The following is a 20,447-nucleotide window of genomic DNA, read 5'->3' on the forward strand; positions in this document are numbered from 1 at the left end:
ATGTGAAACGGGAGGGCATCTTGCGTGAGTTACATATCACTTGGAGGCCGACCTTGAAGAATTTCTGACAATCCTTCACTTAATCTTTCGCAAATGCAGGTGTATCGTATTCGCCCTTCACCGTCAGCCGTGCTGGCAGCTTGATTGCGCAGAACACGAGGTACCCGCACCGATGTCCTTCACCCGTCGACAAATGCTCAAAGGCCTGACCGGCCTGGTTGTGGTTGGCCTGGGCGCCGGTGGCGCGGCACGTTACTGGCTGGGCAAGGTCGAGGACGACAACGCCGGGCATGACTACGAACTGATCGCGGCACCGCTGGACGTCGAACTGGTGCCGGGCTTCAAGACCGAGGCGTGGGCCTTCGGCCCCTCGGCGCCAGGTACCGAGTTGCGAGTGCGCCAGGGCACCTGGCTGCGGGTGCGCTTCATCAACCACCTGCCGGTGGAAACCACTATCCACTGGCATGGCATCCGCCTCCCGCTGGAAATGGACGGCGTGCCCTACGTTTCGCAGTTGCCGGTCAAGCCGGGTGAGTACTTTGACTACAAGTTCCGTGTGCCGGATGCTGGCAGTTACTGGTATCACCCCCATGTCAGCAGCTCCGAGGAGCTTGGGCGCGGCCTGGTGGGCCCGCTGATCGTCGAGGAGCGCGAACCGACCGGCTTCCAGCATGAGCGCACGCTCAGCCTGAAAAACTGGCACGTGGACGAGCAGGGCGCCTGGCTGCCTTTCAGCATCCCCCGCGAGGCCGCACGCAACGGTACTGCCGGGCGGCTGATCACCATCAATGGCCAGGCCGACTCGGTCACCGAGCTGCCGGCCGGGCAGGTGGTGCGCGTGCGCCTGCTCAATCTGGACAACACCTGGACCTATCGCCTCAATCTCAAGGGTAACTGCGAGGCGAAAATCTATGCCCTCGACGGTAACCCGGTGACCCCTCGGCCACTGGATGATGAATACTGGCTCGGCCCGGGCATGCGCATCTGCCTGGCCATCCGCATTCCCGAGGCGGGCGAGGAAATTTCCCTGCGCGACGGTTTCGTGCGCCTGGGCACCTTGCGCTCGGTGACCAGCACCGAAGCACCGGGCGAGTGGCCCAAGGCCCTGCCGGCTAACCCGATCGCCGAGCCGGACCTGGAGAATGCCGAGAAGCTGAACTTCAATTTCGAATGGGCGGCGACTGTCTCGGTCAACGACGATCCGGACAAACCGTCGAGCATGTGGCAGATCAACGGCCAGGCCTGGGACATCACCGACAAGACCTGCGCCGACCGGCCGATCGCCACGCTGAAGAAGGGCAAGAGCTACATCTTTGAGCTGAAGAACATGACCCAGTATCAGCACCCGGTCCACCTGCACGGTATGAGTTTCAAGGTGATCGGCTCCAATCGCCGACAAATCCCCGAACCTTACTTCACCGATACCTACCTGCTGGGCAAGAACGAGCGTGCCCAGGTCGCACTGGTGGCGGATAACCCAGGCACCTGGATGTTCCACTGCCACGTCATCGACCACATGGAAACCGGCCTGATGGCCGCGATCGCGGTGGTCTGATGCGCCCGCAGATCATCGATCGCAGCCGCGATCAGGAATTCATGCGCCTGGCCCTGGCACTGGCCGCCGAGGGCGCGGCCATGGGCGAAGTGCCGGTGGGCGCGGTGCTGGTGCAGCATGGGCAGGTGATCGGCCAGGGCTTCAACCGGCCAATTGTCGACAGCGACCCCAGCGCCCACGCCGAGATGGTCGCCATTCGCGCGGCAGCCAAGGCTGCCAGCAACTACCGCCTGCCCGGCAGCACCCTGTACGTGACCCTGGAACCGTGCAGCATGTGTGCAGGGCTGATCGTGCATTCGCGGGTGATGCGGGTGGTGTATGGCGCACTGGAGCCCAAGGCGGGCATCGTGCAGAGCCAAGGGCAGTTCTTTGGGCAGGGCTTTCTCAACCATCGAGTGATGGTGGAGGGCGGGGTGCTGGCGGAGGAGTGCGGGCAGATCCTAAGTGACTTCTTCAAGGCCCGACGGGCCAAGGCCTGACTTGGCTTACATCGGCGGCGACTGATCCGCCGGCTTGTCCTTGTTCACCCCGGGCACATGCAGGTTGCCCTCGGCCACCTGGCCTTCGAGCTGCGGCTGGGTCACCCAGGTGAGGATGTCGTAGTAACGGCGGATGTTGGCCACGAAGTGCACGGGCTCGCCGCCGCGGGCATAGCCGTACTTGGTCTGCCGGTACCACTGCTTCTGGGCCAGGCGCGGCAGCATCTTCTTCACGTCCAGCCACTTGTTCGGGTTGAGCTTTTCGCGCTTGGCCAGGGTGCGGGCATCTTCCAGGTGGCCGGTGCCGACGTTGTAGGCGGCCAGGGCGAACCAGGTGCGGTCTGGCTCCTTGATGCTGTCGTCGAGCTCTTCCTTGATCTTCATGAAGTACTTGGCACCGCCCTGGATGCTTTGCTTCGGGTCCAGGCGGTTGGAGACGCCCATGGCCTGGGCCGTGCGCTGGGTCAGCATCATCAGGCCGCGCACGCCGGTCTTGGAGGTGACTTCAGGCTGCCACATCGATTCCTGGTAGCCGATGGCTGCCAGCAGGCGCCAGTCGACCTGTTCGACCTTGGCGTAACTCTTGAAGTGCTTCTCGTACTTGGGCAGGCGCTGCTGCAGGTGCTGGGCGAAGGTGTATGCACCGACGTAGCCAAGGACGTCGACATGGCCGTAGTAACGGTCCTTCAGGCGCTGCAGGGTGCCGTTCTTCTGTGCCTTGTCGAGGAATTCGTTGATCTCGTTGAGCAGGCTGTTGTCATCACCGGCTGCCACCGCCCAGCGCTGGTCGCGGGTGTCGCCTAGGTCGAAGGCGACCCGCACGTTGGGAAAGTACACCTGGTTCATTGCCAGTTCATTGGAGTCGACCAGGGTCAGGTCGATCTGCCCTTCATCGACCATGCGCAGCAGGTCGACTACTTCGACCGCGTCGGATTCCTCGTATTCCAGGCCCGGATACTGTTTTTTCAGTTCGGCCAGCTGATCGGCGTGGCTGCTGCCCTTGAGCACCATGATCTTCTTGCCGACCAGGCCCTTGGCATCGGTAGGGCGCGGACGGCCGTTGCGGTAGATGACCTGCGGGGTCACTTCCAGGTAAGGGTGCGAGTACTTGACCTGCGCCTTGCGCCGGTCACTGCTGACCAGGCCGGCCGCCGCCAGCACAGGGCCGGAAGGTTTGCCGAGCGAGTCGTACAGTTCGTCGAGGTTGTCAGCGGTCTCGATCTGCAGCTTGACGCCGAGATCGTCGGCGAAATGCTGAACCAGCTCGTACTCGAAGCCGGTTTCGCCGTTGCGGTCCTGGAAGTAGGTGGCCGGGCTGTTGCGGGTGATCACGCGCAGCACACCGTCCTCCTTCACTCGCTCGAGGGTGCTGGGTTTTTCAACGCAGGCACCGAGCAGCAGAAAGAGTCCGGTTGCGATTAGCCATCTGGCGCAACGTTGGCGCAAAGCAGTGTGGGCGAACATAGGTTGCAGTATACGCAAAGGACTGGCCCAGCCATATCTCGACAACTGTTAGCTTGTCTGGTAGCGAGTTGTGTGGTTGGGGGGATTGCATCAAGGCCACCAGGGCCCGCCTTGAGATGTTTGGCGTCTGTGAGATCGAGCGCCGCCCGCGCGGCGCTCGATCTCACGGGCGTTGAATCACTCAAGGCGAACCCCTCTCAAATTTGACCCCGAAGTCCGGTTCCGCCGCCCGGCAGCCATGGTGTAGAGCGGGTGCCGAAAGCCGTTGAATTAGGCTAGAATGCACGGCCTCTAAGCACACCCCTTCCTGAGGCTGTCCCGACGATGTTGATCCTGCGCGGCGCTCCTGCCCTTTCTGCCTTTCGCCACGGTAAATTACTTGAGCAACTGAGCCAGAAAGTCCCCGCTGTTACTGGTTTGTATGCCGAATTTGCCCACTTCGCCGACGTTGACGGTGAGCTGACCGCCGACCAGCAGCAGGTGCTGGGCCGTCTGCTCAAATACGGCCCGAGCGTGCCGGTACAGGAGCCGACCGGCCGCCTGTTCCTGGTCGTGCCGCGCCTGGGCACCATCTCGCCATGGGCCAGCAAGGCCAGCGACATCGCCCATAACTGCGGCCTGCAGTCGATCCAGCGCCTGGAGCGCGGCATCGCCTACTACGTGGCCGGCAACCTGAGTGACGCCGACGCCGAGCTGATCGCTGCCGAACTGCATGACCGCATGACCCAGCGCGTGCTGGCCAAGCTGGAGCAGGCAGCCGACCTGTTCAGCCACGCCCAGCCCAAGCCGATGACCTCGGTCGACATCCTTGAAGGTGGCCGCGAGGCACTGGCCCAGGCCAACATCGACCTGGGCCTGGCCCTGGCCGAAGACGAGATCGACTACCTGGTCAACGCCTTCCAGGGCCTCAAGCGCAATCCGAACGACATCGAACTGATGATGTTCGCCCAGGCCAACTCCGAGCACTGCCGCCACAAGATCTTCAACGCCAGTTGGGACATCGACGGCCAGGCTCAGGAAAAGAGCCTGTTCGGCATGATCAAGAACACCTACCAGATGCACAACGAAGGCGTGTTGTCGGCTTACAAGGACAACGCCTCGGTGATCGTCGGCAGTGTTGCCGGGCGCTTCTTCCCGAACCCTGAAACCCGCCAGTACGGTGCGGTGAAGGAGCCGGTGCATATCCTGATGAAGGTCGAGACGCACAACCATCCGACTGCCATCGCCCCGTTCTCCGGCGCCTCCACCGGCTCCGGCGGCGAAATCCGCGACGAAGGCGCGACCGGCCGTGGCGCCAAGCCAAAAGCCGGCCTGACCGGCTTCACCGTGTCCAACCTGCGTATCCCGGGCTTCGAGCAGCCATGGGAGCAGGCCTACGGCAAGCCTGAGCGCATCGTCGACGCCCTCGACATCATGATCGAAGGCCCGCTGGGCGGCGCCGCGTTCAACAACGAATTCGGTCGCCCGGCCCTGACCGGCTACTTCCGTACCTTCGAGCAGGCCATCGACACCCCGCACGGTGAAGAAGTGCGCGGCTACCACAAGCCGATCATGCTTGCTGGCGGCATGGGCAACATCCGTGAAGATCACGTGCAGAAGGGCGAGATCACCGTCGGCGCCAAGCTGATCGTGCTCGGCGGCCCGGCCATGCTGATCGGCCTGGGCGGCGGTGCCGCTTCTTCGGTGGCCACCGGTGCCAGCTCGGCTGACCTGGACTTCGCCTCGGTACAGCGCGAAAACCCTGAAATGGAGCGCCGTTGCCAGGAGGTCATCGACCGCTGCTGGCAGCTGGGTGACAAGAACCCGATCGCCTTCATCCACGACGTCGGTGCCGGTGGTATCTCCAACGCCTTCCCGGAGTTGGTCAACGACGGTGGCCGTGGTGGCCGCTTCGAACTGCGCAACGTGCCCAACGACGAGCCGGGCATGGCCCCGCACGAAATCTGGAGCAACGAATCGCAGGAGCGTTACGTACTGGCCGTCAGCGCCGTCGATTTCGAGCGCTTCCAGGCCATCTGCGAGCGCGAGCGATGCCCGTTTGCCGTGGTCGGTGAGGCCACTGAAGAGCCGCACCTGACCGTCAGCGACAGCCACTTCGGCAACACCCCGGTGGACATGCCGCTCGACGTACTGCTGGGCAAGCCGCCACGCATGCACCGTTCGGTCACCCGCGAAGCCGAGCTGGGCGATGATTTCGACCCGAGCGAGCTGGATCTGGACAACGCCGTCCAGCGCGTGCTGAACCACCCGGCCGTAGCCAGCAAGAGCTTCCTGATCACCATCGGCGACCGTACCATCACCGGCCTGGTTGCCCGCGACCAGATGGTCGGCCCGTGGCAGGTCCCGGTAGCCGACTGCGCTGTCACCGCCACCAGCTTCGACGTCTACACCGGCGAAGCCATGGCCATGGGCGAGCGTACCCCGCTGGCTCTGCTGGACGCCCCGGCGTCCGGGCGCATGGCGATCGGCGAGACCATCACCAACCTGGCGGCCTCGCGCATCGAGAAACTGTCCGACATCAAGCTGTCGGCCAACTGGATGTCTGCCGCTGGCCACCCGGGTGAAGACGCGCGCCTGTACGACACCGTCAAGGCTGTCGGCATGGAGCTGTGCCCGGAGCTGGGCATCACTATTCCGGTCGGCAAAGACTCGATGTCGATGAAGACCAAGTGGAGCGAAGAGGGCGTCGAGAAGAGCGTCACCTCGCCGATGTCGCTGATCATCACCGGCTTCGCCCCGGTCACCGACATTCGCCAGACCCTGACCCCGCAACTGCGCATGGACAAGGGCGAGACCGACCTGATCCTGATCGACCTGGGCCGCGGCAAGAACCGCATGGGCGCCTCGATCCTGGCCCAGACCTACGGCAAGATCGCAGCCCAGGCACCGGACGTCGACGACGCCGAAGACCTCAAGGCGTTCTTCGCCGTGATCCAGGGCCTGAACGCCGATGGCCACCTGCTGGCCTACCACGACCGTTCTGACGGTGGCCTGCTGACCACCGTGCTGGAAATGGCCTTCGCCGGCCACTGCGGCCTCGACCTGCAGCTAGACCCGCTGACCGACAGCAAGGCCGACGTGGCCGCCATCCTCTTCAACGAAGAGCTGGGCGCGGTCATCCAGGTCCGCCAGGACGCCACCCCGGACGTGTTGACGCAGTTCAGCGTTGCTGGCCTGGGTGAGTGCGTTGCGGTAATCGGCAAGCCGGTCAACAACGCTGAAGTGTCCATCAGCCTCAATGGCGAAGTGCTGTTCGACGACGACCGTCGCATGCTGCAGCGCCAGTGGGCCGAGACCAGCTACCAGATCCAGCGCCTGCGCGACAACGCCGACTGCGCCGACCAGGAATTCGACCTGCTGCTCGAGGAGGAAAACCCAGGCCTGTCGGTCAAGCTGGGCTACGACGTCAACGACGACATTGCCGCGCCGTACATCAAGAAGGGCGTGCGCCCGCAAGTGGCGATCCTGCGTGAGCAGGGCGTCAACGGCCAGGTCGAGATGGCTGCCGCCTTCGACCGCGCAGGTTTTGCCGCCATCGACGTGCACATGAGCGATATCCTCGCTGGCCGTGTCGACTTCGAAGCCTTCAAGGGCCTGGTCGCCTGCGGTGGTTTCTCCTACGGTGACGTGCTCGGTGCCGGTGAAGGCTGGGCCAAGTCGGCGCTGTTCAACAGCCGCGCTCGCGATGCCTTCCAGGCCTTCTTCGAACGTAGCGACAGCTTCGCCCTGGGCGTGTGCAACGGTTGCCAGATGATGTCCAACCTGCACGAGCTGATCCCGGGCACCGAGCACTGGCCGCACTTCGTGCGCAACCGCTCGGAACAGTTCGAGGCGCGCGTGGCCATGGTCGAGGTGCAGAAGTCCAACTCCATCTTCCTGCAGGGCATGGCCGGTTCGCGCATGCCGATCGCCATCGCCCACGGCGAAGGCCATGCCGAGTTCGCCAGCGAAGAAGCACTGCTGGCAGCCGACCTGTCCGGTTGCGTGGCCCTGCGCTACGTCGACAACCACGGCAAGGTCACCGAAGCCTACCCGGCCAACCCGAACGGCTCGCCGCGTGGTATCACCGGCCTGACCAGCCGCGACGGCCGCGTGACCATCATGATGCCGCACCCGGAGCGTATGTTCCGCGCCGTGCAGAACTCCTGGCACCCGGATGAGTGGCAGGAAGACGCCGCGCTGATGCGTATGTTCCGCAACGCCCGCGTTTGGGTGAACTAAGGCGTGTACAAGCTCGCCTTCTTCGTCCCGGCCAGCCATGTTGACGTGGTCAAGGCCGCCGTGTTCGCCGCCGGTGGCGGGCGTATCGGCGACTACGACCACTGCGCCTGGCAGACCCTGGGCCAAGGCCAGTTCCGCCCGTTGGACGGCAGCCAGCCGTTCCTCGGGCAGACTGGCCAGGTCGAGGTGGTTGAGGAATGGAAGGTGGAGCTGGTGGTGGCCGACGACCTGATCGCTCAGGTCGTCGCTGCCCTCAAGCAGAGCCACCCGTACCAGACGCCAGCCTATGAGGTCTGGCGTTTGCTGAGTTTCTAAGCGCAGTGCGCAGCTGCTGTCGATAAGGCTAAGCCTGTGCTTCAGCCGAACGGAAACAGGTTTGTGAGCGTTTCCTGATCTTCGATCAAGGATAAAGGGTTGGATTCTTCAAGCCTTTTGAGCCTTTCCTTGGCGGCTTGCTCGTAGCTTCTGCGCCGTTCACTCAGGCTTGCGTTCGAACATCCTTCCCTGATTTTGTCCCCATTCATGTGCGCCCAGGCCTGGACAATATCGTCTTGCCAATCAGCGATAGCGGGATGCGTAAAGTAGCTCTTCGCCAACGTCGCTGGGTCCCTCGCTGTGTCTCCTTGCCAATACTGGAACATCGAACGTCCAACATCCTCGACTGCATACTGTGCCAACAGTACCGACAATCCGTGAAACGGATGGGTATCGTGGTCCTTTGCCAGTTGTGAATGGGTTGGGTGGGTGTTGTCGTCAATGTTCGGATCTTTGCCTAACAGCAATTGCAGATCATCGACGCTGTCGCCAGCCCATGTCAGCAATTTCTGGAAGACAAGGTCGATCACATGGCTGACAGCCTTGATTGGAAGCTTGGCGAAATGATTGGTCTTCTCCAAGGCATTGAACCATGGCTGTTCAGCGGCTTGATCGCGAAGCGCCAAGTAGCCTTCCAACGCTGCTAGCCATTCAGGATCCTCGTGCTCCTTGAGCAGGATCAAAAGCATGCGCTCAGTATCACTGCGATCACCCGGGTGGGTAGGCTCGTATGCAAGGCTATCGGATGGGAAAAGAAACTTGCCAATCGGTTCGAGTACGCTGCCAAGGATGTCGGTGCCAGAGAACAGGCCGGTAACCAAAGGCCATTTGTGTTTGCATTCTTTCTCCAGCGTCCAGACCAGCACATCGGAGTGTCCTGTCTTGCGCAGGCTGAGTTCGGCAAAATTGGAATGGGCGAAAAGATCTTCCAATACGTGCAATCCTTCTCCGAAGTATCGCATTCCTTCTGGCGTCGGGCCCGCGACCGAAGCGTCCATGAGCTTCTGGTACATGTAGGCTTGGGCGCTTTCGAAATAACGATACTTGGACCCTTCGCCGTCCAACTCCATCAGTGGGTGATCCGCCCCGACCACAGGTTCGAAGTCTGGGTCGACCGATTGTGGGTCATTACCTTCATCGAGTGTCAGCGGGTTGTCGATATGCTCGGAAGGCCGATAGACCCCCAACATGCTCGCGTTGACGGTGTAGGCTTTGCGACCTTCATCGGTTTCTTGGAGTTGATGGAATTCCTTTAAGGCGAGCAGATCCACAAGTTCAGTCAGCGAGGCTCTGGATAATTTTCGCGGGAAGTCCTTGGTTTCATGGGGGGCTCGAACAAGCTTCGGATCTAACAGTTGCGAGTAATCACGTAGCCAATTACCAAAATAGATCGCCTTGCGCTGTTCCGGTGTGAAGCCTGCAGTTGCCAAGGCTCTTTCGATGGATTCATGGCCGAATGACCCCTCAGCGCCACTCCCTTCCCCCGCCCCAAATCGCAGCGTCGGCACTAACTTTTCCTTTATCGGCTGCCCATCGATTTCGCCGGCCTGGTCGGGATTTTGCAACTGCAGCAGAAGTGTTTCCGAAACACCTTCGCCGTTGATGATTGCGATGACTGTGCCGTTTTTTGTCATGCGGTCGAAAAGAGCCAGTGTGCTGGTATAGTTCTGGCTGACGCTTTCCAGCTCGCCCTCGGACAACTCAGCACCTACCAACTGCCCAACGTGATGAGCAAACGCTCCGAATATAGCCAGCAGGAGTGAAACGGTGGCCTGTGGTTGGCTTAAGGCTTGCTCGACTGCTGAGGCGTCAATCTCCATTACCTGACTACCGCGGTCATATCTGGCAGCAACGGTAGGATCGCTAACGATTTTGTACACGGGGTGTTCCACCGCCCCGTCACACAAATCAGTGTGCAGTTTGGCATAGGCTTCAGCTGGCCCTTCCCGGCCGAAAATCGACTTCAAGATCCTTGCGAACTTTTGCTGGCCAGCGCTCTTTGCCAGGCCAGTCAGTTGGTCGAGAGGATGAACACATTCAACTGACGCTTGAGTCAGAGCATCGATAAGGACAGACATGCTGTTGCACCGTAAGGAGTTTCGGGGCGCACAGCATGATTAGTATGCGAACCTACAGGCATACGGGATACCTTCCAGTGGTAATCGGCGCTGGTCGAATACGCGACTGGAATGTTCGCACTGGCAGAAACAGGGTGAACTCTACTCCTGACTTTCCTGTTTTCCGAGGAGGCTGCACGCCAGCAAACCAGCCTCGAACAGTATCCACATCGGCACCGCCAGCATGGTCTGCGAGAACACATCCGGCGGGGTGAGGATCATCCCTACTACGAAGCAGCCAACGATCACGAATGGCCGGCTGCGCCGCAGCGTCGGCACATCGGCAAGCCCGACCCATACCACGATGAAGGTTGCCACCGGGATCTCGAAGGCCAGGCCGAACGCCAGGAACAGTGCAAGGATGAAATCCAGGTATTGGCTGATGTCGGTCATCATTGCCACGCCATCCGGCGTCACGCTGGCAAAGAAGCCGAACATCATCGGGAATACCAAAAAGAACGCGAAGGCCATGCCGGCATAGAACAGCACGATGCTCGACATCAGCAACGGCAGGGCGATGCGCCGCTCGCGGCGGTACAAGCCCGGAGCGAGAAACCCCCAGGCCTGGTGCAGCAACAGCGGCATGGCGACAAACAGCGCGCACATCGCCGTCAGCTTGAACGGCGCGAGGAACGGTGAGGTCACGCTGGTGGCGATCATGCTGGCGCCTTCCGGCAGGAAGCGGCGCAGCGGCTCAGAGATGAAGGTGTACAGATGCTGGGCGAAGGGGAACAGGCCGCCGAACACCAACGCCAGTAACAAGAGGCAGCGTACCAGGCGCTTGCGCAGGTCGCGCAAGTGGTCGGTCAAGGGCATTGCCGGGTCCAGGGTGATGCTCATGGGGTGCTCTCCCGGGCAACGGCGGCGGAGATGCTGTCATTGTCCGGTTCCGCCTTGAGGCTGATCCCCTGGCGGATTTGCTGCTCCAGGCGCTGCAAGGGTGCGCTGTCCAGGTTGGGCATATCGATCTCCCGCTCCATCTGCGCGCGTAACCCGTTCATCGCCCGGCGTGCCTGCCCCAGGCCACGGCCCAGGGTGCGCGCCGCGACCGGCAGGCGCTCCGGGCCAAGCACCAGCAGCGCAACGATGCCTACCAGCAAGAGTTCGCTGAAGCCAATCTCGAACATCAGGCTTGGCGATCCGTTTGCGGCTGCTGTGCGGCCTGGGCGGTTACCGGTGGTTGTTGTTGTACTTGAGCGGCACCTGGCGCGTTGACGTCATTGTCGCCGCCCATGGATTTGCGAAAGCCCTGTATCGCTTCACCGACATCGCTGCCCAGGCCCTTGAGGCGCTTGGTGCCAAACAGCAGAAACACGATCAGCAGTACGATCACCAGTTGCCAGATTCCGATGCCACCCATTTCGACCACTCCTGTAAGGTCATGAAAATGAAGGTCAATCCTGCCGATTGCAGATGACGCCCACATGACTGCAAGGCTATTGCAACCTGGCTGCAACAACCCGCGTGTTGACTGGCGCTTTTCACCGATTGAAAAGGGGCGTGGGATGGGAGGCAGGCGGCAGCAGGGCGCAGCGCTGCTGATGGTGATGGTGGTGCTGGCCATGCTCGCCGCAGGTATGGCCTGGCTGGTGGAGGATGGGCGCCGTCAGGTGGATGAGGTGCAGCTGTTGCGCCAGCGGGTGCAGGTGCGAGCCATGGAGCAGGCCGGTCTGGCCTATGCCGAACAGGCCCTGCGTGACCCCGCCTGGCGGCTTAGCCCGTTGTTCTGGCAAGCCATGCGCGGACAACCGCTAAAGTACGACTTTGGCGCCGGACAGGCGCAGTTGCGGGTGCGTGACCAGCACACCTGCTTCAATGTGAATGCGCTACTGGGAGCCGATGGCGAGCGTGCTGAGCGCCAGCTGAAGCACCTGCTGGGTGACGACATGGCCGCCGAGCGTCTGGTAGATACGCTGGCCGACTGGCTCGACAGTGACAGCGATGCCCGTCTGCAAGGCGCCGAAAGCGCCCAGTACCTGCGCCAGCAACCGCCACGTCTGGCAGCCAACCAGCCGATGCTCGATAGCAGCGAGCTGAACCTGCTGCTGGAACCTGACGCTACCCGTCATCGCCGCTACCCGATGCTGTGTACCTTGCCGCAGACCACTGGCTGGCGCCTGAATGCCAATGCCCTGGGGTTGGAGCACCTGCCGTTGCTCGATGCATTGTATGAGGGGCGTTATCCACGTTCGTTGCTCAGCCGCATTGTCAGCGGGCGGCCGGCGTCGGGGTACGAGGATGCATCGGCGTTGCGCCAGGCGCTGGGGGCGGTGGATGACGAGACGTTCGAACGGCTGAGCGAGGGCTTGTTGCTCAACAGTGGGCATTACCTCTTGCAGCTGTCGTTTGAGGAACAGGGCAGGGTGATGCGCAGTGAGTTTCAGGTGGAGGCATTAGGCGTGGTGCAGTGGCATGCGCGGGTGCCGGCGCAACAAGTGCGGGTGCGCAGCCGGGAGCCGATGGCTTGGTAACCTGTACCGGCCTCTTCGCGGGCAAGCCCGCCAAGAGGCCGGTACAGCCAGCGCAGAATCAGGCAGTACCGATTTCCCCGCCATCATCGCGCTGGATCACCACCGTCGTAGCCCGCGGCCGTACCTTGGCCCCGGCCGGAGTCGCATCGGTCGCCTTGTCGGTATAAGGCCAGTTATCCGGGTGCTGGATATTGATGAACAAAGTCTTGTTGTCCGGCGTGAAGCTGATGCCCGTCACTTCGCAACCGTTCGGCCCGACGAAGAAGCGGCGCAGGGCCGTCTGGTTCTGGGCATTGATCGGCACCTGCTTGCCACTGGCATCGACCAGGTCGGTGGGGATCACCGCCAGCAGCTGGTCGTTGGTGTAGTCGGTGAGCGTGGTTTCGCCATTGTCGGTCTCGAACCACAGCACGCCACGGCTATCGAAGCTCATGCCGTCAGGGCTGGCAAACTGGTTGAGTTCGGTCAGGCCCGAGCGGTTGATGTCGGCGGTACCGGCAGCGTTGGCGCCGAACACGAAGATGTCCCAGGTGAAGCTCAGCTGGTCGTCGCTGTCGTGCCAACGGATGATGTGGCCATGACGGTTCGGGCCGCGCGGGTTGGCTGCATCGACCTTTTCCGGGGTACGCGCGCTGTTGTTGGTCAGGGTCAGGTAGGCGTCGCCGTTGAGCGGGTTGACTGCGGTCCACTCCGGGCGGTCCATCGGCGTGGCGCCCACGGCATCGCCGGCACCCCGGGTGTTGAGGATGATGCCGGCCAGGTCACCATAAAGCGCGCCGAGTGTGCTGCCGGCGGAGGTGGCGGTGTTCAGGTCGAGCAGCAGCCATACGCCCGTGCCGTCGGCATTGAAGCGGGCGACGTACAGCTTGCCGTGATCGAGGTACTTGGCCCCGGTGGCCAGGCGGTCGGCCGGGTTGGCGTCGGCGGCATCCCATACGGCCGTGGACACCCACTTGTACAGGTACTCGTTGTTGGAGTCGTCGCCCATGTACCAGACCAGCGGCTTGCCGACCACTGGCAGGCCTGGGCAGCAACCTTCATGGCGGAAGCGGCCGAGGGCCGTGCGCTTGGTGGCCAGGGTGCTGCTGTTGTACGGGTCGATCTCGACGATGTAGCCATAGGTGCTGGCTTCGTTGCGGTAGTCGTCGGTGGCGGTGGCACCTTTGACGGTCACGTCGAAGCGGGCGAATTCATCGTCCACTTCGCTGCTGTCACCGGCAGCGCTTTCCCACTTGTACTGGCCACTGGAGGTGCCCACGCCGATGCGGCGCTGATCTTCCGGGCGGGTGCCCTTGTTGACGAAGATGCCTGGCCAGTTCTCTTCGCAGGTCAGGTAGGTACCCCACGGGGTGTAGCCATTGCCGCAGTTGTTGTTGGTGCCGCGGCAGTGGGTGCCATCGACCGAATACTTGGTCTTGACGTGGTCAGTGCCACGCAGCGGCCCGGTGATTTCCATGCGCGAAGCGGTGGTGAAGCGGCGGTTGAGCGGGTCGTTGTCGACCACCTGCCAGCGGCCGTTGACCTTCTGCAGGCGCACCACGCCAGCGCCGTGGGCGTTGATTTCCTTGCGCACTTCTTCGGCCGGGCGCTTGCCGCTGGTATCGGTGGTCGGGCCGTTGGGGTGCAGGGCTGCGGTGTCGATGTACTCGAAGTTGATCGCCAGCAGGCCGTCGTCGGAGCTGCCGTTGATCGGGAAGAAGTGCATGCCGTCGTGGTGCATGCCCATGGCATTGGCCTGGTCGGTCGAGGTGTTGCTGCCGTCCGATTTCCACGGGTTGCCGTTGCTGTTCAGCGGTGTGCCCCAAGGGGCCAGGACATAGGCGCTGTAGCCTGCGGCGACGACACAGGCATCGGTACGCGAGCCAGGGATGGACTGGAAGCCCAAGGCCAGTTTCGGCTCTTCAGGCTCGGTCACCGGTGGCTCGGTCACGGGGGGCTGGGTGACCGGATCGTCATCGGAGCCGCCGCTGCTGTCGAAGCAACCCGTCAGGCCGGTACCGGCAATCATGGCGATGGCGGCGCCCAGGCTGCCGCGCATCACGCTGCGACGGCTCAGGTAAGCGTCCATGACGCTGGCCATCGGCAGGTTGCCGCTCTGGTTGCGGTCCAGGTTATCGCCGGTATCTCGACTCATCAGGGTGTCCTTATAGTGGCTGAGTTGGAGGAAACCGCGACTTTAGGGCGCTACTGTGATGATTCATTGGCAGAAATATTAACGGGTTTTTAAAACTGTAAGTTCTTATTACAAATACCGACAGACCAATTTGGAATGGTTGTCGGATTTTTGCCATCAAACTGTCATGCCTACGCCGCAACATCCGGGGCCCAACGAGAACTCGGATAAGGATGGCGGGCCCGATGGCAAGCAGTGTGAACAGGCGCGAATTGATCAGCTGGATGGGTGTCGGTGCATTGGCACCGCTGCTCGGCGCCTGCTCTGCATTGCCAGGCCAACGTGGCGGCAGCGCCCGTGTGGACCTGCTGTATGTCGCCGACACGCTGGATGCACGCCAGCCCGGCCTGCCGGTGGTGCCGGCTACGCGCCTGGGCCCAGTCAGCCACCTGGGCCGGGCACCGTGGATGACCGGAGCCAGTGCCAGCCTGGCACATCCGCAGCTGGCACCGCTGCTCGATGCCAACCAGGCGGCCGGGATCAAGCTGGGCGGCTACGCCGTGCTGGGGGCACTGTTGGAGCAACTGCGCACCGAAGCCGGTGCGGGCAACAGCCTCACTCTGGAAAACGGCCAGGGCTGGAACGGCAGTGGCCTGGCCTACCTCACCCAGGGCGAAAGCGGCGTGCAGGGCAGCCAGTTGCTGGGCAGCGAAGCGCGGGTCAGCAGCGATGAGCGCGTGCTCTGGCCCCAGCGCAGCGCGGCGCTCTACCGCCAGTCTCGCGCGATCACCCTCGGTGCCGGGCTTGCGGACGCTCAACGCAAGTCGCTGAACCTTGAGCCGCTGCATCTCTTCGAGCGCGGTGGGGCGCGCATCGCCGTGGTCGGTGTCACCGACCCCTACGCCCAAGACCAGAAGGCCTCCCTTAAACAGTGGTACCAATCCTTGCTGCCGACCTTCGAGCAGGCGCGGCGCGAGGCCGACCTGGTCGTGGCGATGGCCGATGTCGGCACCGGGCCGGGCCTTTGGCTGGCCGAGCGACTGGCTCAAGCCGATGTACTGCTCTGTGCCCGTGGCCAGGACCTGTGGCCGGCACCGGTTCAAGCCACCCAGGCCAGTGGCCGTCGGGTGCCGGTGCTGTTTGCCGGCTGCCGCGGCAGCGGCGCATTCCGCCTGCGTTGCCAGCAGGTCGCCGGACAATGGCAGTTCGACGGGCAGTTCTTCCCGGCCTTTGAACGCTACCTGTCGCCTGCTGCACAGATGCGCGCCAGCCAGTTGCAGGGTGAACTGCGCCAGCAACGTGCCGGCCACGCGGCGTGGCTCGACCAGCCACTGGCGCGCGCGCCGCAAGCCCTGTGGCGCCGGGACACCCGTGGCGGCAGCTGGGACCGCCTGCTGCACCAGGCCTTGGCCGATGACAACAGCATGCCGGTGCTGCTCCCGGGTCTGCGTTACGACTACCCCCTGGCGGCAGGCGAAGCGATTACCCGCGAGCACCTGATCAGCCTGACCGGTGGCTACCCGGCGCCCGTCGTCGAGGCCCCGGCCCGGCAAGTCGAACAAGTGCTGGAGAACGCCGCCGAGCAACTATTCGGTGACCCACTGCTGCTCGACAACAGCCAGGACCTGCCGCGCTGGCAGGGCCAGGCCTGGCGGGTCAGTTACAGCCCGCAAGGCAAGCGCGTCAGCGGTATCGAAACGGTGCAGGGCCTGTGTCGTACCTTTGGCCTGCAGTTCGAAACCCAGGCGGGCGAACCGCTGTGGCAGCGGGTCGAGGCCTGGCTTGTGCGGCAGAAGGCCGATTGGCAATTGGCATCGCTGCAACTGCCCGAGGTGCGCTACGTGCAGGGCCACCCAGGCTGGCACCCGCGGCAGGCCGTTTCGTGAGCCTGGCTTCACGCGTGATGACCGGCGGCCTGCTGACGCTGGCCGGCTGGCTGGCCGCCCAGTGCGTGCTGCAACTGGGGCGCCAGCCGCAACCGGCCAGCCCGGCGCAGGTCGCCGCTCTGCCACTGCCAGGCCTGCTGATCGGTCACTGGCAGCCCGCGGTCGATGACGGCGCGATCGCCATCACTCGCCTGCCGTTGCAGTACCTCGGCGGCCTCAAGGCCCAGCCCTTGTCGGCCAGCGTGGTGGTGCTGCGCTACGGCCAGCAGGTCCGCACCCTCGGCCGAGGTCAACGCCTGGCGCCGGGCATCGTATTGCAGGACATCGACGCCGATGGCCTGATTTTCGACAACCAGGGGCGGCGCGAGCGCCTGCCCTGGCCGCCACGCCCCGCCGTGACCGGCTTCAAGCGGCAAGGATGAATGATGTTTGCCAGATACTGCATTGCTGCAGCCTTGAGCCTGGGCCTGTCAATCGCTTGGGCAGAAGAGCCGGAAAATTTCGATGACAACGGCACGCCCGTTTACGAGGTGAACTTCGTCGACACCGAGCTGGGCGAGTTCATCGACAGCGTGTCGCGCATCACCGGCACCACCTTCATCGTCGACCCCCGGGTCAAGGGCAAGGTCACCGTGCGCACCGTCGACCGCCACGACGCCGATGCCATCTACGACATCTTTCTCGCCCAACTGCGTGCTCAAGGTTATGCCGCCGTAGACCTGCCCAACGGCAGCGTGAAGATCGTCCCCGATCAGGCCGCGCGCCTGGAACCGGTGCCGGTCGAGCCTGCGGGTAAACAGAGCCAGGGTAGCGATGGCGTGGCCACCCGGGTATTCAATGTGCGCAATGCCGCCAGCGAGCAGATGCTCGGCATCCTCAAGCCGCTGATCGACCCCCGCGTCGGTGTGATCACGCCCTATCCGGCAGCCAACCTGCTGGTGGTCACCGACTGGCGCAGCAACCTCGAGCGCATCGACAGCCTGCTGCGCCAGCTTGACCAGGTGAGCGACGAGCCGCTGCAGGTCATGCCGTTGCGCCATGCCAGCGCTGCCGACACCGCGCAACTGCTCACCCGCCTGCTGGCCCGCGAGCAGGGCGCCGACAGCACCCAGGTGGTCGCCGACCCGCGCAGCAATGCCTTGCTGGTACGTGGCAGCACCGAGCGGGTGCGGGCGTTGCTCGGCCAGCTTGACCGCCCCAGCGACAACCAGCACAGCAGCAACACCCAAGTCATGTACCTGCGCCACGCCAATGCCGCCGAAGTGGTCAAGGTGCTGCGCGGCCTCAGCCAGGAAGGCGCGGTGCCCGGCGAAGCGGCTGGCGAAGGGGAGGGCAAAGACCGGCCGGTGATGGCGGCTGCCAGCGACTCCGGCATCCGCCTGGAATATGAAGAGGGCACCAACGCCGTGGTCATGGTCGGCCCCGACAGCGAACTGGCGGCCTACCGCTCGATCGTCGAACAGCTGGACATCCGCCGAGCCCAGGTGGTGGTGGAGGCGATTATCGCCGAAGTGTCCGATATCCAGGCCCAGGAACTGGGCGTGCAGTGGCTGTTTGCCGACGAGAAGTTCGGCGCCGGTATCGTCAACTTCGGCAGCAACGGGGTGAACATTGCCAACATCGCCGGCGCTGCAGCCAGTGGCGACAGCGAGGCACTGGGCGACCTGCTGTCGACCACCACCGGTGCAACGGCCGGCTTTGGCCATATCGGCGGCGGTTTCAACTTCGCCATGCTGATCAACGCCCTCAAGGGCAAGAGCGGCTTCAACCTGCTATCGACGCCGACCCTGCTGACTCTGGACAACGCCGAGGCGTCGATCCTGGTTGGCCAGGAGGTGCCGTTCGTGACCGGCTCGGTGACCCAGAACAATGCCAACCCTTACCAGACCATCGAGCGCAAGGAAGTCGGCGTGAAGCTGCGTATCAAGCCGCAGATCAACGTCGACAACAGCGTACGCCTGGACATCGTCCAGGAGGTTTCGTCGATCGCCGACTCCCGCGCCGCCAGTGACGTGATCACCAACAAGCGCGAGATCAAGACCAAGGTCATGGTCGAGGACAATGGCCTGGTCATCCTCGGCGGCCTGATCAGCGACGAGCTCAGCACCAGCGACCAGCGCGTGCCGTTGCTCGGTGACATTCCCTACCTGGGCCGGCTGTTCCGTTCCGATGCCAGCAAGAACACCAAGCAGAACCTGATGGTATTTATTCGCCCGCGCATCCTGCGCGACGGCCCGAGCCTCGCGCGCCTCAGCGAGGGCAAGTACCGCACCCTGCAGCAGACCACGCCGCTGCAGTTGCCCGACCTGGCCGAAGGCACCCCGTTGCTGCAGGTGTTCCCCGCCAGCCGCGCACGCCTCGAAGGCGGCAACTGGTGATGCTGCCCTATCGCCTGGCACGCCAGGCCGGGCTGGCCATGGCCCCGGCCGAAGAAGGCTGGCGCCTGTGGTTGCGTCGCGACGCCGACAGCGCCCAGTTGCAGGAACTGCTGCGCGTGCATGGCCGGCCCATGGCGCTGGAGTACCTGGAGCCTGCGGCGTTCGATGAGCGCCTTGGCCAGCTCTATGAAGCGGGTGCAGGCGTGACTGAAGCACTGATCGAAGGCATTGGCGAACAGGTCGACCTGGACAGCCTGATGAGCGAGATGCCGCGCATCGAGGACCTGCTCGAAAGCGACGATGAAGCCCCGGTGATCCGCCTGATCAACGGCCTGTTCGGCCAGGCGCTGCGCCTGCGTGCGTCGGATATCCATATCGAAACCTTCGAGCAGAGCCTGGTGGTGCGCCTGCGCGTCGATGGCCACCTGCGCGAGGTGCTGCGCCCGCCACGGGCGCTGTCGGCAATGCTGGTGTCGCGGATCAAGGTCATGGCGCGGCTGGATATCGCCGAGAAGCGCCAGCCCCAGGATGGCCGCATTACCTTGCGAGCGGCTGGCAGGGAAGTGGATGTACGGGTGTCGACTTTGCCTGGCATTCATGGAGAGCGCGTGGTGATGCGGGTGCTGGACAAACAGGCCAGCCTGCTGGCACTGGCCAACCTGGGCATGCCCGCTGCGGTGCTGCAGGGCCTGCGCAGCTGCCTGGCGCGGCCCAACGGCATCGTCCTGTCCACCGGCCCGACCGGCTCGGGCAAGACCACCACGCTGTACGCCAGCCTCAACAGCCTGAACGATGGCAGCCGCAACATCCTCACCGTCGAAGACCCGGTCGAATACGCCATCGCCGGCATCGGCCAGACCGCCATCAACCCGCGTGCCGGGCTGACCTTTGCCAGCGGCCTGCGGGCGATCCTGCGCCAGGACCCGGACGTGATCATGCTCGGTGAAATCCGCGATCAAGAGACCGCGCAGATTGCCGTGCAAGCCAGCCTCACCGGCCACCTGGTGCTGTCGACGCTGCACACCAACAGCGCAGTGGGCGCCGTCACGCGCTTGCGCGACATGGGCATCGAACCGTTCCTGATCGCCTCTTGCCTGCGCGGGGTACTGGCCCAGCGCCTGGTCAGGCGGCTGTGCCCTTGCGCGGTCGCACAGCCGTTGCAGCCGGCAGAGCGTGCCTTGTGGCCAGAGCTGGCGGCGCTGCACAGCAGCTATCACGCGGTCGGTTGCGAGCAGTGCCAGGGCAGTGGTTATGTCGGGCGCCTGGGGCTCTACGAATTCATCGAGCTGGACGCTGGCCTGGTTGGCCTGCTGTACGACGGCGTCAGTGAACTGGCCATGCAGGGCTACCTGGCCGAGCGCAGGCAAAGCCTGGTGGCGATGGCCAGCGACTGCCTGGCCCGCGGTGAAACCAGCCTCGCCGAAGTGCTGCGCGTGGTGCAGGGCTGA

15 protein-coding genes are annotated in these 20,447 nt (G+C 63.5%); 9 read left to right on the forward strand and 6 right to left on the reverse strand.

Annotation, left to right across the window (positions count from 1 at the left end):
• Positions 1-172 precede the first annotated feature (172 nt).
• Complete coding sequence (locus tag ACOKS3_RS05455) at positions 173-1,555, forward strand: multicopper oxidase family protein (protein ID WP_103445496.1); 1,383 nt, start codon at positions 173-175, stop codon at positions 1,553-1,555.
• Positions 1,555-2,034, forward strand: coding sequence for a tRNA adenosine(34) deaminase TadA (gene tadA / locus ACOKS3_RS05460; RefSeq protein WP_103445495.1), 480 nt, complete (start codon positions 1,555-1,557; stop codon positions 2,032-2,034). Before ACOKS3_RS05455 ends, tadA begins: the two co-directional genes overlap by 1 nt.
• A gap of 6 nt (positions 2,035-2,040) precedes the next feature.
• On the opposite strand, the gene mltF is transcribed toward tadA, so the two are convergent.
• Positions 2,041-3,498: a membrane-bound lytic murein transglycosylase MltF gene (mltF, locus tag ACOKS3_RS05465; RefSeq protein WP_103445494.1), complete on the reverse strand. Its 1,458-nt coding sequence runs from the start codon at positions 3,496-3,498 to the stop codon at positions 2,041-2,043.
• A 324-nt stretch (positions 3,499-3,822) separates the two neighbouring features.
• Between mltF and purL the strand changes: the two genes are divergently transcribed.
• Together purL and ACOKS3_RS05475 are read left to right on the forward strand one after the other, a co-directional pair.
• Positions 3,823-7,719, forward strand: a complete 3,897-nt coding sequence (gene purL / locus ACOKS3_RS05470; RefSeq protein WP_103445493.1) for a phosphoribosylformylglycinamidine synthase — start codon at positions 3,823-3,825, stop codon at positions 7,717-7,719.
• Positions 7,720-7,722: 3 nt separating this feature from the next.
• On the forward strand, positions 7,723-8,034 hold the full coding sequence (locus ACOKS3_RS05475; protein ID WP_103445492.1) for a YqfO family protein: 312 nt from the start codon (positions 7,723-7,725) through the stop codon (positions 8,032-8,034).
• A gap of 41 nt (positions 8,035-8,075) precedes the next feature.
• On the opposite strand, the gene ACOKS3_RS05480 is transcribed toward ACOKS3_RS05475, so the two are convergent.
• The 4 genes from ACOKS3_RS05480 to tatA all read right to left on the reverse strand — a co-directional run bounded on the left by ACOKS3_RS05480 (position 8,076) and on the right by tatA (position 11,511).
• The gene (locus tag ACOKS3_RS05480; RefSeq protein ID WP_422763498.1) at positions 8,076-10,112 is read right to left on the reverse strand and encodes an HET-C-related protein; all 2,037 of its coding nucleotides are present in this window, start codon (positions 10,110-10,112) and stop codon (positions 8,076-8,078) included.
• A 141-nt stretch (positions 10,113-10,253) separates the two neighbouring features.
• On the reverse strand, positions 10,254-10,991 hold the full coding sequence (tatC, locus tag ACOKS3_RS05485) for a twin-arginine translocase subunit TatC (protein ID WP_422763497.1): 738 nt from the start codon (positions 10,989-10,991) through the stop codon (positions 10,254-10,256).
• A complete protein-coding gene (gene tatB / locus ACOKS3_RS05490) occupies positions 10,988-11,278 on the reverse strand; it encodes a Sec-independent protein translocase protein TatB (RefSeq protein ID WP_422763496.1) in 291 nt (96 codons plus the stop codon). Before tatB ends, tatC begins: the two co-directional genes overlap by 4 nt.
• Positions 11,278-11,511 (reverse strand): twin-arginine translocase TatA/TatE family subunit, encoded by a 234-nt coding sequence (gene tatA, locus ACOKS3_RS05495; RefSeq protein WP_103445488.1) that lies wholly within the window; start codon positions 11,509-11,511, stop codon positions 11,278-11,280. The genes tatB and tatA overlap by 1 nt, the downstream gene beginning before the upstream one ends.
• Before the next feature lie 145 nt (positions 11,512-11,656).
• Here tatA and gspK point away from each other — a divergent pair, with 145 nt between their 5' ends.
• Complete coding sequence (gspK, locus tag ACOKS3_RS05500) at positions 11,657-12,622, forward strand: type II secretion system minor pseudopilin GspK (RefSeq protein WP_103445487.1); 966 nt, start codon at positions 11,657-11,659, stop codon at positions 12,620-12,622.
• Positions 12,623-12,680: 58 nt separating this feature from the next.
• Here gspK and ACOKS3_RS05505 read toward each other — a convergent pair whose 3' ends face one another.
• Positions 12,681-14,756, reverse strand: coding sequence for a PhoX family protein (locus ACOKS3_RS05505; RefSeq protein WP_422763495.1), 2,076 nt, complete (start codon positions 14,754-14,756; stop codon positions 12,681-12,683).
• A gap of 224 nt (positions 14,757-14,980) precedes the next feature.
• Between ACOKS3_RS05505 and ACOKS3_RS05510 the strand changes: the two genes are divergently transcribed.
• The 4 genes from ACOKS3_RS05510 to ACOKS3_RS05525 are packed head-to-tail and all read left to right on the forward strand — an operon-like array spanning position 14,981 to position 20,447.
• On the forward strand, positions 14,981-16,621 hold the full coding sequence (locus ACOKS3_RS05510) for a bifunctional UDP-sugar hydrolase/5'-nucleotidase (RefSeq protein WP_422763494.1): 1,641 nt from the start codon (positions 14,981-14,983) through the stop codon (positions 16,619-16,621).
• The gene (locus ACOKS3_RS05515; protein ID WP_422763493.1) at positions 16,618-17,043 is read left to right on the forward strand and encodes a pilus assembly protein PilZ; all 426 of its coding nucleotides are present in this window, start codon (positions 16,618-16,620) and stop codon (positions 17,041-17,043) included. Before ACOKS3_RS05510 ends, ACOKS3_RS05515 begins: the two co-directional genes overlap by 4 nt.
• 21 nt (positions 17,044-17,064) lie before the next feature.
• Positions 17,065-18,999, forward strand: a complete 1,935-nt coding sequence (gene gspD / locus ACOKS3_RS05520; protein WP_374755343.1) for a type II secretion system secretin GspD — start codon at positions 17,065-17,067, stop codon at positions 18,997-18,999.
• Positions 18,999-20,447, forward strand: a complete 1,449-nt coding sequence (locus tag ACOKS3_RS05525) for a GspE/PulE family protein (RefSeq protein ID WP_103445483.1) — start codon at positions 18,999-19,001, stop codon at positions 20,445-20,447. The genes gspD and ACOKS3_RS05525 overlap by 1 nt, the downstream gene beginning before the upstream one ends.

Origin of the sequence: Pseudomonas sp. HS6-2 (assembly GCF_049325675.2) — a bacterium.
Lineage (GTDB): Bacteria > Pseudomonadota > Gammaproteobacteria > Pseudomonadales > Pseudomonadaceae > Aquipseudomonas > Aquipseudomonas putida_N.

Coding starts and splice junctions, on each gene's coding strand:
- mltF (WP_103445494.1), bottom strand. CDS start 3,498: ATGTTCGCCCACACTGCTTTGCGCCAACGTTGCGCCAGATGGCTAATC.
- ACOKS3_RS05525 (WP_103445483.1), top strand. CDS start 18,999: ATGCTGCCCTATCGCCTGGCACGCCAGGCCGGGCTGGCCATGGCCCCG.
- tatB (WP_422763496.1), bottom strand. CDS start 11,278: ATGTTCGAGATTGGCTTCAGCGAACTCTTGCTGGTAGGCATCGTTGCG.
- tatA (WP_103445488.1), bottom strand. CDS start 11,511: ATGGGTGGCATCGGAATCTGGCAACTGGTGATCGTACTGCTGATCGTG.
- ACOKS3_RS05455 (WP_103445496.1), top strand. CDS start 173: ATGTCCTTCACCCGTCGACAAATGCTCAAAGGCCTGACCGGCCTGGTT.
- ACOKS3_RS05480 (WP_422763498.1), bottom strand. CDS start 10,112: ATGTCTGTCCTTATCGATGCTCTGACTCAAGCGTCAGTTGAATGTGTT.
- gspK (WP_103445487.1), top strand. CDS start 11,657: ATGGGAGGCAGGCGGCAGCAGGGCGCAGCGCTGCTGATGGTGATGGTG.
- purL (WP_103445493.1), top strand. CDS start 3,823: ATGTTGATCCTGCGCGGCGCTCCTGCCCTTTCTGCCTTTCGCCACGGT.
- tadA (WP_103445495.1), top strand. CDS start 1,555: ATGCGCCCGCAGATCATCGATCGCAGCCGCGATCAGGAATTCATGCGC.
- ACOKS3_RS05505 (WP_422763495.1), bottom strand. CDS start 14,756: ATGAGTCGAGATACCGGCGATAACCTGGACCGCAACCAGAGCGGCAAC.
- tatC (WP_422763497.1), bottom strand. CDS start 10,991: ATGAGCATCACCCTGGACCCGGCAATGCCCTTGACCGACCACTTGCGC.
- ACOKS3_RS05510 (WP_422763494.1), top strand. CDS start 14,981: ATGGCAAGCAGTGTGAACAGGCGCGAATTGATCAGCTGGATGGGTGTC.